15 protein-coding genes are annotated in these 16,574 nt (G+C 68.7%); 7 read left to right on the top strand and 8 right to left on the bottom strand.

Annotated elements, in window-relative coordinates; all coding sequences use genetic code 11:
• Nucleotides 1-316 precede the first annotated feature (316 nt).
• Nucleotides 317-1,159, bottom strand: coding sequence for a hypothetical protein (locus tag C474_RS08980; protein WP_008386038.1), 843 nt, complete (start codon nucleotides 1,157-1,159; stop codon nucleotides 317-319).
• 140 nt (nucleotides 1,160-1,299) lie between these two features.
• On the opposite strand from C474_RS08980, the gene C474_RS08975 reads away from it, so the two are divergent.
• Nucleotides 1,300-2,655 (top strand): rhamnogalacturonan lyase family protein, encoded by a 1,356-nt coding sequence (locus tag C474_RS08975; RefSeq protein WP_008386037.1) that lies wholly within the window; start codon nucleotides 1,300-1,302, stop codon nucleotides 2,653-2,655.
• Nucleotides 2,656-2,682: 27 nt separating this feature from the next.
• Here the strand turns inward: C474_RS08975 and C474_RS08970 are convergent, their stop codons facing one another.
• The 5 genes from C474_RS08970 to C474_RS08950 are packed head-to-tail and all read right to left on the bottom strand — an operon-like array spanning nucleotide 2,683 to nucleotide 7,146.
• A complete protein-coding gene (locus C474_RS08970; RefSeq protein ID WP_049916871.1) occupies nucleotides 2,683-4,542 on the bottom strand; it encodes a DUF2264 domain-containing protein in 1,860 nt (619 codons plus the stop codon).
• Nucleotides 4,543-4,602: 60 nt separating this feature from the next.
• Nucleotides 4,603-5,400: an energy-coupling factor ABC transporter ATP-binding protein gene (locus tag C474_RS08965; protein WP_008386033.1), complete on the bottom strand. Its 798-nt coding sequence runs from the start codon at nucleotides 5,398-5,400 to the stop codon at nucleotides 4,603-4,605.
• A complete protein-coding gene (gene cbiQ, locus C474_RS08960) occupies nucleotides 5,388-6,200 on the bottom strand; it encodes a cobalt ECF transporter T component CbiQ (protein ID WP_008386031.1) in 813 nt (270 codons plus the stop codon). Before cbiQ ends, C474_RS08965 begins: the two co-directional genes overlap by 13 nt.
• The gene (locus C474_RS08955) at nucleotides 6,197-6,457 is read right to left on the bottom strand and encodes a PDGLE domain-containing protein (RefSeq protein WP_008386029.1); all 261 of its coding nucleotides are present in this window, start codon (nucleotides 6,455-6,457) and stop codon (nucleotides 6,197-6,199) included. The genes cbiQ and C474_RS08955 overlap by 4 nt, the downstream gene beginning before the upstream one ends.
• Before the next feature lie 35 nt (nucleotides 6,458-6,492).
• Complete coding sequence (locus C474_RS08950; protein ID WP_008386028.1) at nucleotides 6,493-7,146, bottom strand: energy-coupling factor ABC transporter permease; 654 nt, start codon at nucleotides 7,144-7,146, stop codon at nucleotides 6,493-6,495.
• 119 nt (nucleotides 7,147-7,265) lie between these two features.
• On the opposite strand from C474_RS08950, the gene C474_RS08945 reads away from it, so the two are divergent.
• Nucleotides 7,266-7,682: a CopG family ribbon-helix-helix protein gene (locus C474_RS08945; RefSeq protein WP_008386026.1), complete on the top strand. Its 417-nt coding sequence runs from the start codon at nucleotides 7,266-7,268 to the stop codon at nucleotides 7,680-7,682.
• 105 nt (nucleotides 7,683-7,787) lie between these two features.
• Here the strand turns inward: C474_RS08945 and C474_RS08940 are convergent, their stop codons facing one another.
• Together C474_RS08940 and C474_RS08935 are read right to left on the bottom strand one after the other, a co-directional pair.
• On the bottom strand, nucleotides 7,788-8,198 hold the full coding sequence (locus C474_RS08940; RefSeq protein WP_008386024.1) for an EamA family transporter: 411 nt from the start codon (nucleotides 8,196-8,198) through the stop codon (nucleotides 7,788-7,790).
• Between the two features lie 220 nt (nucleotides 8,199-8,418).
• Nucleotides 8,419-9,420 (bottom strand): LLM class flavin-dependent oxidoreductase, encoded by a 1,002-nt coding sequence (locus C474_RS08935; RefSeq protein WP_008386023.1) that lies wholly within the window; start codon nucleotides 9,418-9,420, stop codon nucleotides 8,419-8,421.
• A 537-nt stretch (nucleotides 9,421-9,957) separates the two neighbouring features.
• Between C474_RS08935 and C474_RS08930 the strand changes: the two genes are divergently transcribed.
• The 5 genes from C474_RS08930 (at nucleotide 9,958) to C474_RS08910 (ending at nucleotide 16,538) form a co-directional block, all read left to right on the top strand.
• A complete protein-coding gene (locus tag C474_RS08930) occupies nucleotides 9,958-10,608 on the top strand; it encodes an FkbM family methyltransferase (RefSeq protein ID WP_008386021.1) in 651 nt (216 codons plus the stop codon).
• A 248-nt stretch (nucleotides 10,609-10,856) separates the two neighbouring features.
• Nucleotides 10,857-13,796, top strand: a complete 2,940-nt coding sequence (locus tag C474_RS08925; RefSeq protein WP_008386018.1) for an FtsX-like permease family protein — start codon at nucleotides 10,857-10,859, stop codon at nucleotides 13,794-13,796.
• A complete protein-coding gene (locus C474_RS08920; protein ID WP_008386016.1) occupies nucleotides 13,797-15,446 on the top strand; it encodes a hypothetical protein in 1,650 nt (549 codons plus the stop codon).
• 118 nt (nucleotides 15,447-15,564) lie between these two features.
• Complete coding sequence (locus C474_RS08915; RefSeq protein ID WP_152421637.1) at nucleotides 15,565-15,762, top strand: hypothetical protein; 198 nt, start codon at nucleotides 15,565-15,567, stop codon at nucleotides 15,760-15,762.
• 83 nt (nucleotides 15,763-15,845) lie between these two features.
• The gene (locus tag C474_RS08910; protein WP_008386013.1) at nucleotides 15,846-16,538 is read left to right on the top strand and encodes an ABC transporter ATP-binding protein; all 693 of its coding nucleotides are present in this window, start codon (nucleotides 15,846-15,848) and stop codon (nucleotides 16,536-16,538) included.
• The last annotated feature ends 36 nt before the right edge of the window (nucleotides 16,539-16,574 follow it).

Below are 16,574 nucleotides of genomic sequence, written 5' to 3'. Positions count from 1 at the left end.
CCATTTTTGAAGGATAGTTATACGTCTGTTAGGTGGGTTCTCGGGGCGTGTAGCGGCGGATGGGCCGCTGACAGACCGTTTCCCCTCCTGAGAGAATCTCGATAGGACGCGGCTGACGGAACCGAAACCGGCCACTAAGGAGGTTACCGTTCGCGGTCCTGACCGCTTCGCGACGCCGATTCGCGGTTATCGACGCAGTACCGGTCTCGGCTACGTTCGATATCGGGTCGTCCGGCGACACTCCCGATAAGAGGGAGATAACAAGGGGGACGGCGACGGATATCTCCTCGATAACGGTCGCTTCGTCGACTCTCCGCTACTCGTCCGGCGATTCGACGAACGCCCGCGTCAGCGACGCGATTTCCGACCGGAACGTCGCCATGTCCACGTCGCTCTCGCGGTGGTCCAGCCGTCGGTGTTGCTCGCGAACGATGGCTTCGAGCACCCGGTCGTACAGCACGTCCACCGTCACGGTCCATCCCATCGCCTCGATTCGGTCCGCGACTCGCTCGAACCGCCGCCGCGTCGCGCACTCCCGCGCGAACGCTTCGGCCGAGACGTCGATAGGGTCCGGGTCTCGTTCGCTGAACTCGGGATGCCGCAGTTTAGCGCGTCCGCCGCGCTTGTTCCGAACCAGGACGCCCTTCGCCGGCCCGTCGTACCACGCCGACCGGGGAACCGCATACGAGTCGGGGTCGAAATCGCGCGTGTTTCGCTCCCGTTCGAGGGCGTTCACGGGACGAAGACCGAGGCGTTCGAATATCTTCTCGGCGGTGTCGGGCGGTCGGAACCCGTCGGCCGATGCCGACCAGACGTCGACGCCGAGAAACGAGGGGATGCGCTCCCAATCGTACTCCAGCGACTGCCGCTGGGTTGACTGCCCGAAGAAGACCACGTCTCTCGGGTCGGCGACGGCGTCTCGAAGCGCACTGCGGTCGAGGTTCTCGCGGACGTGCCGGACGGCGTGTTGGTACGACGCGGGCATGTCGTCGGAGTCGTCGTAGACGCGGGTCTCGTCGCCGAAGCGGAGGACGCCGTCGTCGTCGAGTCGGAAACGCAACCCGGCACCGTCGATCAGTTCGAGCAACCAGAGGTGACCCCGTTCGAACGTCTCGGCGGGCGCGTCAGCGGCGGTCGGTGTCGTCGGAAAGTCCTTCATGGTGGATCTGTCGTTCGAACGGCTGACGGTCGACGTTCGTCTCGCGCCGGGAAAAACCACACCCACACCCGGCCGCGGCGCCGGTCGGAGTGCTACTACGAAGCTCTATGACGACCCGTCGAGCACCGGTACGATAGAACATGGCAGACGAGATCTCGCTCGACGTACTGTACGAGGTATCGGTGGCGGACGCGATGCGACAACTGCGAGCGGTACCGGTCGCGACGGGCGGTAACGGTCCCGACGCACTCCTCTGCGTCCACAGCGCTCACCCCGGTGTCGACCCGGGGCAGAACCACTTCACCCTCCCGACGGATACGCTGAAACTAACGCTCGTCACGGCCGACGAGACGGTCGCGTGGACGCACGACGTCGGTGACGGAATCGTTCCGGGGGTGTGGTTCTGCCCCGTCTTCCCGTTCGACCTCGACGGCGACGGCGTCGAGGAGATCTGGTACGTCGACACGGTCGACCCGGACCACCCGTTCTCCCTCGACGGCCACCGACTCGCGCGCATCGACGCGGCGACCGGCGAGACGACCGGCACGTGGGACTGGCCGGACTACCCCTACGAACCGATGAGCATGGCCTATCGGAACTTCATATTCGGCGGACACGTTCGAGGGGATCCCGTTCTGGTCACCGCACAGGGTACGTACCGGGAGATGAAGCTCCAGGGCTGGAACCCCGACCTGAGTCGACGGTGGGAGACGACGTTCGCGCGCGAGGACCCGGGCGCGCAGGGGAGTCACCAATGTCCGGTGTTGGATATCGACGGCGACGGCGTCGACGAGGTGCTCTGGGGCGAACGACTTCTCGAACTCGACGCGGGCGAGCAACTGTGGTGTGCGGACCGGGACAGTTGGTCGGGACACTCCGACATCGTGCAACCGACGTTGGACCACCGGACCGGAGAGTGGACGGTGTTCACCTGCCGGGAATCGCACGTCGAGGAACCGCCGCGGGTCGTCGCGTACGACGCGTCGGGCGAACGGGTGTGGACGGCGCTCGAAGAGGGACACATGCACACCGGGTGGACGGCGCGACTCGGCGAACACGGTCGAGTGGCGATGGCCGGCGCGAACAAACACGCCGCCTACGAGGAGATGGACGAGTACGCGTGGGACGCGTTCACCGGCGAGGAACGAGAACTCGATTACCCGGTGTACTCGACGCTTCCGGTCGACCTCGACGGGAACGGCACCCACGACCTCGTGTACGAGATGTTCGACCGGGAGGGACTTGTCGTCGACCACCGCGGCGAGGAACTCGGTCGCGTCGACGGGCGCGTGGCTCGCTTCCCGCCGTCGAAGCTGTTCGACTTCCCGGGCGAGCAGATACTCGCGTACACGGCGGACGGGCGCGTCCGATTGTGGGGTGATTCGAACGCCGCCGACGGCGACGCCGCTCGAAGGCGGTACGAACGCCCGTACTATCGAAAGGCCCAGCGACTGGCGTCGGTCGGGTACAACTGGCGGAACGTGGCCGGAGTCTAAGCGCCTACGAACGAGAGGGCCGCGACGTCACCGTTCGTCCGACGGACACCGGAGAAGCGTCTCGCCGCCGGACGCTTCGACGACCGTTCCGTCATCGGTCGTCTCGAACGAGATACCCGGGTCGGCGTCCCACGCGGCCTCCGGACTGGGGCTGGCGGCGACGGCGGACCCGAGCCAGTGTCTGCCCGGGTCGTGCGTCGACCGAAGCGTCGGTACCACGGTCCGCGGGTGGTAGAGGTTGGTGTTGGGTTCCGCCTCGACCACCGCGGGCGCGCGGTCACCGAACCCGTCGACGATTCCGCTCACGCCGTTGGGGTACCGCGCGACTGCGGCCCCGTCTCGCGCGCGGTGGACGGCCGCGTCCCCGTCGTCGCCGGTTCTGTCGAGAGCGAACCCGCCCTCCTCGGCGCGGACGGCCCGGTCGGTCTCGATTCGATGGACTCGCACGTGCCACGGAAGCGCGGGCGCGAGCCACGTTCGGACCCGGACCGACTCCCACGGCTCCCATCGGAAGGAGAGCGTCGTTCCGTCCATCTCCGTCGCCGTGGCCTCTTGAGGAGTGGCGTACCCCGACCCGTCGAGGCTGAGTGCGAGTGCGCTGTCGTGACCCCCTCGACCCGCGCCCGGCAGCCGGCTCGCGACCGAGAACCCGAACCGCGCGGAGTAGGCGAACTTGGTGTACTTCTCGTGGCCGTGAACGCTCGTCTGGGGGAGCGACAGGGCGAACAAGTGCTCTCCCCCTTCGCTCCGACAGAGCAGTTTGCCGGCCTCGGGTTGGGGGGTGACGTCGGGCAGGTCGGGGAGGGGCTCCTCTTCGGCCTGCCAGAACGGGTGGCCGGCGTTGAGCGCGAGCGGAAAGAACGCCTTGAGCGCCCAGTACGGGGAGTTCGGCGAGTTGTAGCTCTCGGACACCTTCAGGGTGGGGTAGCGGTAGCCCACCGACAGCAGTCCGCCGTCGGTGAATATCGGCTGGTCGAGCCACCAGCGAACGTTGCGCGCCCACAACCCCCTGACGACGCCCCAAGAGAGCGAGTCGGGTTTCGCGTCCGCGAACGCGAGTCCGCCCCAGAACGCGGCCTGTGCGAACCGATACGTCAGGCTCCGACCGTAGGGTATCGCGCGGCCCGCGTCGTCGAACCAGTGGACGTGTTGCGTCGCGAACTCCCTCGCGCGGGCGCGGAACCGCTCGGCTCGTTCGGAGTCGCCGTCGGCCATCGCGGCGTCGAGGAGACCGTAAAACTGCATCGCCCACGGGAGGTAGTAGTCGACGGGACTCTCGTCTCCCTCCCCCGACGGCCCGTCGGTGTACCATCCGCCGCCGCGGTGGAACGACTCGAGTCGGTCGAGCGACGATTCGGTGCGCTCGGCGTCGTGGGGCGCTCCGACCGACCGAAGGCCCCGATTCACCATCACCCGGAAGAACAGCCAGTTGCAGTCGTGCAGTTCGGCGTCGTTTATCTGGTCGAGCCACGTCACCAGCCGCTCGCGCTCGGCGTGCGAGAGCGGCTCCCACAGGTGCTCGGGAACGAGCGCGAGCCCGACGCCGATGGCCGCCATCTCGACGTGCTTCTGCGAGTAGTCCCCCGCGGCCCCCCAGTACTCCTCGTGCTCCGGGTCTGTGCCGTTGACGAGGCCCTCTCGAATCTGTGGCCAGCGCCCGAACTCGGCCTGAACGCCGAGCGGGACCGCTCCCCACAGCAGGCGCGAGAACCCCTCCAGTTCGGCCGCGGCGTCGGGGAAGTGAGCGCCCGTCGCCGTGGGTCGAATCCGCGCGTTGCCCGGACTGACGTGGTCGAACAGCGGCTCGATCAGTTGCGCGGCGGTCCGTTGGAACTCGGTGCGCGTCCGGGGAGAGACGCCCACCGGGTTCGACCCTATGGGATTCATACTCGCACGTACACGATTTGTCACATAAGTGTGGTGTCGAGTCCGGGCGGACGACGGCGCTCACTCGTCACGCCGTAGATACCGCCTCGCCGCCTCGACGGTCAGCGGGAGCTTCTCTCGCTCGACGAGTCCCTCGAACAGTCGGACCGTGGCGGGCGGACGCAGACCGTGGTCTCTCAGTAGCGTCCGGTCGGTGAGTATCTCTCGGACGGGCCCGTCCGCGGCTATCGACCCGTTCCGACTCACGAGCACGACCCGCTCTGCCACCTCGGGAACGGCGTCGAGCGACGGGGTGAACCACAGGAGGGTCCCGTCGCGGTCGGTCACAGACTCGCGGATACGTTCTCTGTACCGAGCGTCCACGGCGCCGAACGGTTCGTCCAAGAGGAGCACCTCGGGGTCGAACGCGAGCACGCTCGCCACCGCGGCCCGCTGTTTCTCGCCGCCGGAGAGGCGGAACGGCGGGCGGTCGAGCAGGTCCTCCAGTCCGAGTTCGGCCGCCAGCGCGTCCACGCGCCGCCGCGCCGTCTCCCGGGGCTGTCCGAGTTGGGCGGGGCCGTACTCGATGTCCTCGCGGACGGTCGTGTTGAACAGGTAGTCGTCGGGGTCCTGAAGCAGCACGCCGAGTCGGTCCCGGACCGCCTCCGCGTCGCTCGTCTCCCCGAAGTACGTCACCGCCCCCGCGGTCGGTTCGACGAGGCCGCCGAGCGCGAGTTGGAGCGTGCTCTTGCCCGACCCGTTCGCTCCGACGACGGCGACGCGCTCTCCCCGGTCGACGGTGAGGTCGACGTCCCGAATCGCGGTCGTTCCGTCGGGGTACTCGTGCGTCAGCCCGCGGGCTTCGATCACGGGAGCCATCGAACCACCCCCGCTCCGACGACGGCGGCGACGGCGCACGCGCTCAGGGCGTAGTCGTATCCGTCGACGGCGCGGGGTCGACCGTACGGCGACGGCGGTCGAGCGCCCCCCCGCGCCCGCATCCCGCGACCGACGCGCTCCCCGCGGTCCAGCGTCCGCAGCAGGAACGTCCCCGCCAACCGCTTCGCGTCGCGCCACTCGCTCCGGGCGCCCGCGGAGTCCGTCGTCCGACTGTCCCGCGCCAGCACCAACCGCTGCAGTTCGTCGAAAAAGAGGAACAGATACCGGTAGGTGACCGCGAGGACCCACACGAGCGCGACCGGCACTCGGAGCTCCCGCATCGCGGCGACGAGCGCCGAGAACGGCGTCGTCACGGTGAGAAGCGAGAGGAGCGCCACGCCCACCCAGACGCGCAGCGTGAACCGGACGACGTAGGCGACGCCGGCGTCGGTGACCGCGACGCCGAGCACGCTCGCGAGCGCGTCGCCGGGCAGCAGGACGGCCTGCGGGAGGACGACCACCGCGGCCGCCGCCGGGACGACCGCCGAACGCGCGAGCAATTCCCGGAGCGGGACCGAAGACAGGAGCGCGAGGGCGACGGTCACGACGCCGAGACCGAGACTCACCGCGGGCGTTCGCGCGAGCATCACGGCCAGCGCGAACCCGCCGAGCGACAGGAGCGTCACGCGGGGGTCGCGCCCCTGCAGAAATCCGTCTTCGGCGGCGACCTGTTCGGCCGCGAAGACGGCTCGGAGCGCGCCGGAGATGGACTCGACCGTGCGGGCGAGCGCGCCGGTCACCGTTCGAGGAGGCGGCCCGCGCCGACGGCGACTGCGAGCGTGAGCGCCGTCCCGACGACGGCGGACGCGAGCGTCCCGAGCGACGACCCGAGGCCGGGCACCGAGTAGTCCGGGAGGACGCCCGAGATGGTCGGATTGGCCGCGTCGGCGGCGCCCGTCTCCTCGGCGGCGCGTTCGAGCGGTTCGACGTATCCGACCGCGCCCGCCGCCCACCCGAACACCGGCGCGAGGGCGACGAGAACGAGGAGGCCGACCATCGCCCGCCGGACCCACGGCTTCTCCGAAACCGCGCTCACAATCCGACCCCCGAGGCGTGCTCGTCGTCGCGCCGGCCGAGCACCAGGTCCGGCCGGGCGTCCGCGACGTAGCCGTAGACGGCGGCCGTGATGGCGCCCTCCACGACCCCCAACAGCGCGTGACCGACGACCATGATGGTGACCGTCGTTCCGAGTTCGTACGCGAACGCCGACGACGCTCCGACGCCGACGCCGACGACGAACGCCGAGAGGGTGACCGCACCCCACCCGGCCAGGAACGCGGCGCCCGACTCGTGGACGTTCCTACAGGCGCGGAACAGCGCGTAGCCGACGAGCACGTCGACGACGGCCATCGCGAACAGGTTCGCGCCGAGTGCGATGATGCCACCGTCGCCGAACACGAGCGCCTGAATCGCGACCACGGCGGTCATCGCGAGGACGCCGAGCGACGGACCCAAGAGAATGCCGGCGAACGCGCCGCCGACGAAGTGAGCGCTCGTTCCCCCCGGTATCGGCCAGTTAAGCATCTGGGCGGCGAAGATGCCGGCGGCGACCACGCCCAGAAGCGGCGTCCGCTCGTCGCCGAGTTCGTCGCGCGCGCGTTTGATTGCGACCCCGACGGCCGCGCCCGAACCGAGCCAGAACAGTCCCGCTACCCACGGGTCGAGAAATCCGTCCGGAATGTGCATTCGTACCGCTGTCGTCGCTCAGCGCAGAAATAATACTTTTGCTCGAAATCGTAATACTCTCCGACGGCCCGCGGCGCTCGCTGCCAATCGTTAAAGGCTCCCTGCCGAAACACGGGGTCATGAGCCGAGCCAACGACCGGATGAGCGTCACTCTCCCGCCGCAGTTGCTCGCGGAACTGGACGGCGTGGTCGAGGCGGGCGAGTACGGCAGTCGCTCCGAGGCCGCCAGAGATGCGCTCCGCGCGTTCGTCACGGAGTTCAACCGACAGACCGGGCTGTCCGGGTCGCTCAGCGGAACGGTGGTCGTTCTCTACGAACACGACCACAGCGGGGTGACAGAACGGATGACCGACCTGCAACACGACTTTTCGGACACCATCATCGCCGTCCACCACGTCCACCTCAGCGACCACCTCTGTCTGGAATCCATCGCCGTCGACGGCACCGGCGAGCGAATCGAAACGCTGCTCTCGAAGCTTCGGCCCCTGAAGGGCGTCCATCGCGTCAAACTCACCGTCGTCGAAGCAGACCGGTGACGCCGAGCGTTCGAACCGAACGACCCGAGCGTCGGTCGGACCCCCTCCCCGGGAACCTTTCCGACCGACGGGACCGCTCAGCGGCGGTAAGCCGCCCGAGCGCCGCTACTGATTGATGACGACGATAGCGGCCAACGCCAGACAGATACCGGCGATTTTGTTCACCGATAGCGGTTCACCGAGGACGAGGACGCTGATGACCGCCGTGATGACGAAGTACATCCCGCCGAGGGTGGTGACGAGGGCCGTCGACCCGACGGAGACCCCGATGTACGTCGCGACGACGCCGGTTACCGCTCCGAGGCCGGCGAGAGAGGACAGCACCACTCCGCGCTCCGTGACGGCGAGCGAGACGTCGGAGACGAGGACGTAGATGCCCGCCACGATGGTCGCGACGAAGTACGTGATGAACGCGGCCATCTCGGGGTCTATCGAGTCCGAGGCGGCGTCGCCCAGTACGATCCAGATTCCCCACGCGAACATCGTTATCACCCCGTACAGGATTCCCGGGTTCATCGGTACTCGCTCACCCTCGTCGCTCCCTGCTCGCTCGGCGCACGCCCCGTCGGGGCCGTCGGACTACCCATTATCTCGGCCTTGCTCTGCCGGATAGTAAGTGTCCGGGGTAACAGCAGGCGGTGTTTATCCCTGTTCAGCGTTCCTCCGAAGAGTCCGTCCGCTCCCCCCTCCGGATGACGAAGCGACGCGCCCGGTCGCGGACGGCCGTGATCCGACCTCAGAGGTGCGGCAGCACGTCCTCGCCCAGTCGTTCGAGACTCCGGGTCATCTTCTCGGTCTCGACTCCGGGGTAGTACGACCGGAAGACGAAGTGGATGTCGTCGCCGAGGGCGTCGCGGTACGTTTCGAGGTCCTCGACGACGTCCTCCGCTGTTCCGACGAGCGCCGCGTCTTCGAGGTCCCGCCTCCGCCCTTCGGGGAGTTCGTCGATGGACTCCTCCTCGGCCCACTCCTGGTACTTGCGCTGCTGATAGAAGTAGCTCTCTCGGACGGTCTCCCACGCCTCCTCGTAGCTGTCGCCGACGAACCCGTACTGAATCACGTAGAACGTGAAGTCGCCGTCGATGCCCTCCGTTTCCCGCACGCGCTCGATGTCCTCCTTGCGCTTTCGGATGTCATCGACCGAAAGCGCCTCGTTGGCGCACCAGCCGTCGGCCATGCGGGCCGCGCGCCGGACGGCGGGTTTCGCCACCGCGCCGAGCACGAGTCGCGGCGGCGAGTCCGGCGTCGGCGTCACCGTCGTCTCCGGCGAGACGGGGTGGAATTCGGGGTCGTAGTCCAGCGGTCCCGGTTCCCACGCGTCGCGGAGCAGGCGGACGGCGTCCTCGGTCCGGTCGGTGCGCTCGTCCTTCGGGACGCCGAACTCTCGGAACTCCTCGTCCAAGTAGCCGATGGAGAGACCGAGGGTGAGTCGCCCGTTCGAGAGCGCCTGGACCGTCGCAGAATCCTCTGCGAGGCGGACCGAATCGTAGAGCGGCGCGAGCGCGACTCCTGACCCGAGTTCCACGTCGTCGGTCCGAGCCGCGAGCGCGCTGAGCGCGGGCATCGTCCCGGAGAGGTACTCGTCGTCCCTGAAGTGGTGCTCGGACGTCCAGACGCTGTCGAGACCCACTCGGTCGGCCGTCTCGCCGAGTTCGAGCAGTTCGTCGTAGATGGCGGCCGCCGAGCGGTCGTCGTCGGGGCGTCGCTGGGCGCTCAACAGTCCGAATCCGATATCCATAAGCGCGGTAGCGCTCCCTCGAACAATAACCCCGGGTTTGCAGCAGACTCGCCGGGTTCTACTCCGGACCGCAATCGCCACACGAACGACGGAGATCTCTTTGTTCCCGACTGTAGACTCGTCGGACGGACCTTCGACTCCCTCGAAGAGTTGATGGCCTCCGGTCGATGAGGCGTGCATCCCTCCGAGTCGATTCATGCGAGAGGTTCGATAGGGGAGCTATTAGCGATTAGGACGCTATCGCTCTTCAGGCGCCTCGGGACGTCATCACGGCAGACGGGGGTGATTCGACCTGGCAGACGATAAACTTCGCCGCTGTTGCCACTGCCGGAGGACCTACTGCGAATGAGGATTAGTTATATTAACAAGCAAACAAATCAATTCTGAATGACAATATTAGGCGATATTTTGCTCCGAGTGCGTGGTAAGATACTACAGTCCCAGCGCATGACAGATGCCGCGTTAGTGCCGATGCAGGCGTTTCGAGGCGGCGTACGCCGTTTCGGTCCGGATACGCGGTCGTTCACTGTCCCCTCCGTGGGTGGGCTGACGTTCCGAACCGAAACCGGGGACGAAATCCGCCACTTCTGGCCCGTCTACAACGAACTCGACAACCTCACACAGTTCGCATCGGACCTCCGTCCGAACGACGTCGTGTTCGACGTTGGCGCACACGTCGGCGTCTACTCGGTGACCGCTGCGCGTGCCGATGTCTCCGAGGTGTACGCGTTTGAACCACTTCCGGCGAATGTGGAGCGAGTCCGCGAGAACGCGACGCTGAACGGCGTCGACGTCCGGACGTTCGGGTGTGGTCTCTCAGACCGAACGACCACGCAGGGGAACGTCGTCGGTGGCAGTAAGAGCGGTTCGCTTCTCCACATCTCGCCCGACGGCAATGGCGACGAGACGGTGCCGCTTTACCGCGGCGAGGACATCGTCACACGGCATGACCTTCCCCTTCCCACAGTCGTGAAACTCGATATCGAGGGTGCCGAACTCCGGGCACTGGAGGGGCTGGACGGCGTCTTGGAGGAGTGTCGTCTCATCCACTGTGAAGTCTCAGAGCGTCTCGCTCCCTTCGGCGACTCGCCGGCCAGACTTCACAACTGGCTCACCGACCGCGGCTTCGCTATCGAATCGCTCGGGAGAGGAGGAGTCGGACACGGCGACATCCGCGCCATTCGGTAACGATGTCTCACCCGACTACCCTCTCTCGGGCGTGTCCGTATACGAACGCGCGAGATGCTGCTCTCTCCCGAACCGGATGACGATGCAGCCCTCCCCTATCGAAGCGAAAAGAACGGCGGAAACGGTGGTGTCCCCGTCGAATCGATTCGCCGCTTCCTGCAGTCGTACACCGACACCGCCGGCGGCCGCTTTCGTCCCGGAGAACACACACATATTTGGTCGCCGGCGCGAAGAGGCCGACAGACCAGATGGGATACCGACGAGCACTCTCCTTCGGGTGGGCGCGGCGCGACACGCTGGCCGTCGTCGTCATCGCGCTTACCGTCTCCTTCCTCGTCGGGGCGGCCGTGCTGGGCGTCGCGCTCGGGTCCCAGACCACGGCCATCGCGGCGCAGTTCGAGACACCGTACGGTATCGACGACACCGGGCGGGGCGACGGCGCGGCGATTATCGAACTCACCGTCGCCGAGACGACCATCGACGGCGAGCAGGTGACCGTCGTCGGCGTCCCGCGGGGGGCGCCGAGCATCACCGTCAGAGGGCAGACGGTCGAGTTCCCGCCGCCCGACCCCGGCGTCCTCGCGAGCGCCGACTATCAGGGCGCCGGGAGACGGGTTTCGGTCGGCGATCGGACCGTTCGGGTCCAACCGCGGGAGTCGCGGCCGGTGCTCCCCGACGCGTGGTACGTGACCGACTCCGAGACGGCCGCCGCGTTCGAGGGGTCATCCGCGGTGACCATCCGGAAGACGGAGACGCGTGCGGAGACGCCGCTGCTCTCCGCGCTGGAATTTTTCGTCCGCGGGGCCGCCGAACTCGTCCGCCTCCTGCAACTGGCCACCCTCGCAGCGGGCGTCCTCGTCGCCGTGACCATCTACAGCGTCGTCCAGATCACGGTCCGCGAGCGCCGGCCCGACATCGCAGTCCTCCGCTCGACCGGGGCGACGCCGTTTCAGATACTCCGGCTGTTCACGGTCCGAGCGCTCACGCTCACCGCCGTGGGCACCGCGGCGGGGTACGGCTTCGGCCTCATCCTCGTCCGCGCCGTCGTCAACGTCGCCGTCTACCGCGGCCTCCCGACGACGCTGAGCGCGCAGGTGACCGAATCTGTCCTCGCCGTCCTCCTCCCGGCGGTCGCCTTCTTCCTTCTCGTCGGCGGACTGGCGGGCCTCCTCGCCGCCTCCCGCGGCGCGACGGGGGACCCGGCCGCACTCACCGGACCAGAGCGTCCCGACGCGAGACGCCTCCGCGACCGACTCGGCCGCCTCGTCGGGACGCGACTCGTCGAATGGGACGCCCTCGTGCCGACGGCGGCGACGCTGTCGGTGTTCATGGCCGCCCTCCTCCTGCTCACCGCGGTGGCGGGCGCGGTCGGTCCGCTGGCGGACACGGGCGAGACCATCACCCAACCGGACGCGCCGCACCCCATCGCCAGCAGCGTCCCGGCCGCGTACGCGGACGCGCTTCGGGCGCAGGGAGCGACGGCGAGCCCCGAAATACTCCTGTTCGAGGTGTACGAGGGACAACCCATCGTCGCCAGGGGGGTGAACTTCACCGCCTATCGGGCGCTCTCGGGCGTCGAAGTGGCGCGCGGCGAGGCGCCCGACGCGGAGAACGAAGCGCTGGTCGGCGCGGACCTCGCGCGGTCGACCGGGCTGTCGCCCGGCGACACCATCGTCCTCGGCGGGAGCACCGACGCCAGCGTGATGCGCCTCGAACTCACGGGCACGTTCTCGGGGGAGGGCATCCAGGACGACCAACTGCTCGTTTCGCTGTCGGCCGCCCGCGAGATGTCGACTACCGGCGGGGACTCCGTCCAGTTCGTCCGGACCGACGGACTCGACGCCGACGCCGCCGGCACCTCCACCATCGTCGTCACCAGCGCCCGCGTCGGCACCGAGAACGGAACCCCCGGCGTCGCCGTCGGCGTGACCAACCTCGGACTGAGCGAGGCGACCCGGGAGGTCGAGGTGCGACTCGGCGACCGGACGCGCACGGCGGAGGTGACGGTCGACGGCCGACGTTCCGAACGCGCGTTCGTCTCCTTCGAGAACCTCTCGGACGGGACGTACCCGCTCGTCGTCGGCGACGTGCGCAAGAACGTCACCGTCGACGGCGACTCGCTGGTGGCACTCGACGCTGACAGCGCGGGCCTCGTCGTCGAAGCGCCCGCCCGCGCGCCCGTCGACGGTACGCCGGCCGTCAGGGTGCTCCGAAACGGTCGACCGGTCGCCGGCGCGACGGTCAGTGCCGACGGGCAAACGACGACCACCGACGAGAACGGCGACGCGCGGATCACGCTCCGGACGGCCGGCAACGCCACCGTCGTCGCCGAACACGAGGGGCGGAGCGCGCGGACGAACGTCACCGTCGCGCCGGGCGCGGAGCGGGCGCCGATACTGGACGTGACCGTCTCGCCGGACGCGCCGAGCATCTTCACGCGCCCGGAGGCGACCGTCGCGGCCCGGAATCCGTGGGAGGAGGCGGTCGAGGCGAACCTCTCCGTGACCGGGCCGGGCGTCGAGCGGACGGAGTCGCTGGCGCTCGAACCGGGCGAGACGGCGCGTCTCGCTGTCGAGATTCCGCAGCGACCGGCCGGGTCGTACGCGGTGACGGCGTCGACGGCGGCCGGCGCGCGCGCGAGTTCGACCTACACCGTCAGCGGCGACGCCCGCCTCGGCGCGGCGCTGGCGCAGAGCGGGCAGTTCTCGGGCGGCGGCGGCATCACGCAGGCGATACAGGTGGCGTTCGGCAACATCGAGGTGCTCGTTCTCGCCGTCGTCTCGCTGCTCGGCGTGATGACCGTCGGCAGCACCACCGCGGCGTTCACCCGCGCGGTTCACACCGCCAAGCGCGAAATCGGCATCCGGCGCGCGACGGGGGCGGACCCCCGCTCCGTCTTCGCCGACGTGTTCGTCGACGCGCTCAAAATCGGGACGACGGCGGCGGTGCTCTCGATGGCGGTGGCCTATCTCCTGGTTCGAGCGCTGCTCGCCGTCGGCGAACTCCGCGTGTTCGGTCTCGTGTTGGAACCCTCCCTCTCCCCGGGAATCGCCCTCGGAGCGCTCGCCTGCGGCGTCGCGCTCTCGCTCGTCAGCGCGATGTTGGCCGCCGTCGCCGTCGTCCGGCGCGACCCGGCGACGCTCTTAGTAGATAGACATATACCGACGCCGTCGGGAAGTGATGAGTAAATGAGCCGCCGCCGCCGGGTCGGTCTCCTCCTCGTCGCCGTCGTGTCCGTGGCGCTCGCCTTCCGCGCCGCCCCCCTCTACTGGAGTCCCTACCCCTCGACGCTCGACGGCTTCAACTACGCCGCACTGGCCCGCACGGTCGTCGACACCGGGGCGTTCCCCTTCACCGACCGGGCCGACAGCCTCCTGTTCACGACGCTCTTTGCGACCGCCGGCCTCGTCTTCGACGCAGACCCCCTCTTCGTCGCCCAACCGCTCGCGTCCGTCGTCGGAACGCTGGTCTGCGTCGTCGGCGCCGTCCTCGCCCGCCGCGTCGTCCGCGACTCGACGCGCCTGTCGGTCTCCCCGTCGTCGGTGGCCGTCGCCACGGCCGGCCTCCTCGCCGTCGAGGGACTGTTCCTGCGCCGGACGCTGGTGCCCGACGAGGAAATCGTCGGCATCCTGCTCACGCTCACCGTGGCGTTCGCGCTCCACTACGCCTACCGGACGGGCGAGCGCCGCTGGTACGGCCTCGTCGCCTTCCTCCTCGGCGCGTTTCCGCTCTTGCACACGTTCACGTCGTTCGTCGTGGGACTGGTCGTCACCGCGCTGACCGCCCGGCACGTCTCGGAGACGCTCTCCGCGCGTTCGCTCGTCGTCGGCGTTGCTATCGCGGGCGGCTTCTGGGCGTACGTCGCCGTCTACTACGGCGCCGTCGCGACGCGACTGTCGCTCACCGTCCCGTACGTCGACCGCGTCACCGCCTACCCCGGCCTGTTCGTCGCGTGGGTCATCGTCCTCGTCATCGGCGTCGTCTGGTTCCAACACACCGGCCTCCGAATCCGACAGGGCGTCTACCTCGCCGTCGTGGGGACGTTCTTCGCCGTCGTGCTGTTGAACGCCTTCACCCCTATCTTCCCGGGGACGGTGAGCACGCCGCGTCTCGTCCTCGCCCTCGTCGGCCTCCTCGTCTTCGTCGCCGTCGCCGCGGCGCCCTCCCTGGACGTGTTGGACACCTACCGCGGCGCGACGCTGCTCGTCGCCCTGTTCGCCGCACCGGCCGCCGTCATCGGGTTCAGCCTCACCGCCTCGCTCACGCCGGAGTACTTCGCGACGGCGATGCGCGCGCAGACGTTCCTGCACTTTCCCGCACTCGCCCTCGCGGCGGTGACGCTGGTGCGGGTGTTCGAACTCGAACGCCCCTCCGCCAGCGGGTCGAGACGGGCCCTCTCCGTGGCCCTCGCGGCGCTCGTCGTCCTCACCGTCGTCGCCTCCGCGCCGCTGGCGTACCTCAACATGGACACCGCCTCCGCGCCGAGTACGACGCTCGACTCGGAGTATCGGGGCGTCGCGTTCCTCGGCACACACACCGACCGCGCGTGGACCGGCGACCACACGCTCACCCGCGTCGGCGCCTACATCTTCGGGAGCGACGCCGCCGTGGGACCGGCGGCGAGTTGGCTCACCGGCGGGCCGAGTCCCACCTGTCCGGTCGTCTCCCAGCGCTCGTGGACGACGACGGGCGCGCATCTGTTCCCCTCTTCCCCCCAGACGGTCACGCGGTCGACGTACGAGGGGTGGCTGGACTCGCGCAACGTCGTGTACACCGCGAACGGGTTGGACCCGGTCGCCGTCTCGATGCCGACCGAACCCGGTGAAACGGGCTGCTAGCGCTTTCGGTCGGCGGGCGTCGGCCGGCCCTGCCAGCCCGAGATGTGCTTGGATTCCTGACGCGCTACCCACCCGCCCGCAGATCAGTGCGGCAATCGCCGTCGCGACCGGCATCTGGTTGGTAGGCGTGCTCCGCGCGGCGTCCTCGTGGGTCGTTCTGAGCGCCCTCGCCGCCGGCGTCCCGACCGCGGTCCCGTGGGTCGCGATTTACGTCACGAATCCGCTCCTCCTCGTGACCGTCGTCGGCACCGCCGTGGCGGCCAGCGTCACGACTCTGACGCCCACGATAACGGACCGGGTGAGCGATCGAACCTGACGGGCCGCGTCCGCCCGACCCTGCCGTCCTGACACCCGCCGGAACAAATGACCTACATAGGAGAAGTGTGAACGCTTCGCCACATGACTGGTCCCGTCCTTCGCGGCGACCGACTCACCGTCGAGCGCGGGGGGAGCGCGATACTCGAAGACGTCTCCCTCTCGGTCGCCCCCGACGCCTCCCTGCTCGTCCGGGGGGCGAGCGGTGCGGGGAAGTCCACCCTGTTCAACGTCCTCGGCCTCCTGAGCACGCCGACCAGCGGAACGCTCTACGTCAACGGCGAGGACGCGAGTTCCCTCCCCGAGCGCAAGCGCGCGGCCATCCGCCGCGACACCATCGGCTTCGTCTTTCAGGACTTCCAGCTCATCCCCGACCTCTCGGCGTGGGACAACGCCGCCCTCCCGCAGGACCACACCGGGAGCCGCGACGAGGAGTGGCTGGGGGAACTGTTCGACGCGCTCGATATCTCGGACCTGCGGTCGCAGTACCCCGCGACGCTGAGCGGCGGGGAGAAACAGCGCGTCGCCATCGCCCGGTCGCTGGCGAACCGGCCCGACGTCGTCCTCGCCGACGAACCGACGGGACAACTCGACCCGCGGACGGCCGAGAAGGTGCTCGACCTGCTGTTCGGCGTCAGAGAGCGGACGGACACCGCCTTGGTGCTCATCAGCCACGACCGCGGGCTGGAACCCCGGTTCGAGGAGACGGTCCTCCTGCGAGACGGCCGGCTCACCGCCGGCGCGGACGACGAGATAGACTACTCCCTCCCCCAATGAGCGACGACCGACGCCACCCCGGCGGCCGACGCCGTC

It is taken from the genome of Halogeometricum pallidum JCM 14848, assembly GCF_000337095.1.
Lineage (GTDB): Archaea > Halobacteriota > Halobacteria > Halobacteriales > Haloferacaceae > Halogeometricum > Halogeometricum pallidum.
This window is presented reverse-complemented; position numbering and strand designations above follow the sequence as displayed.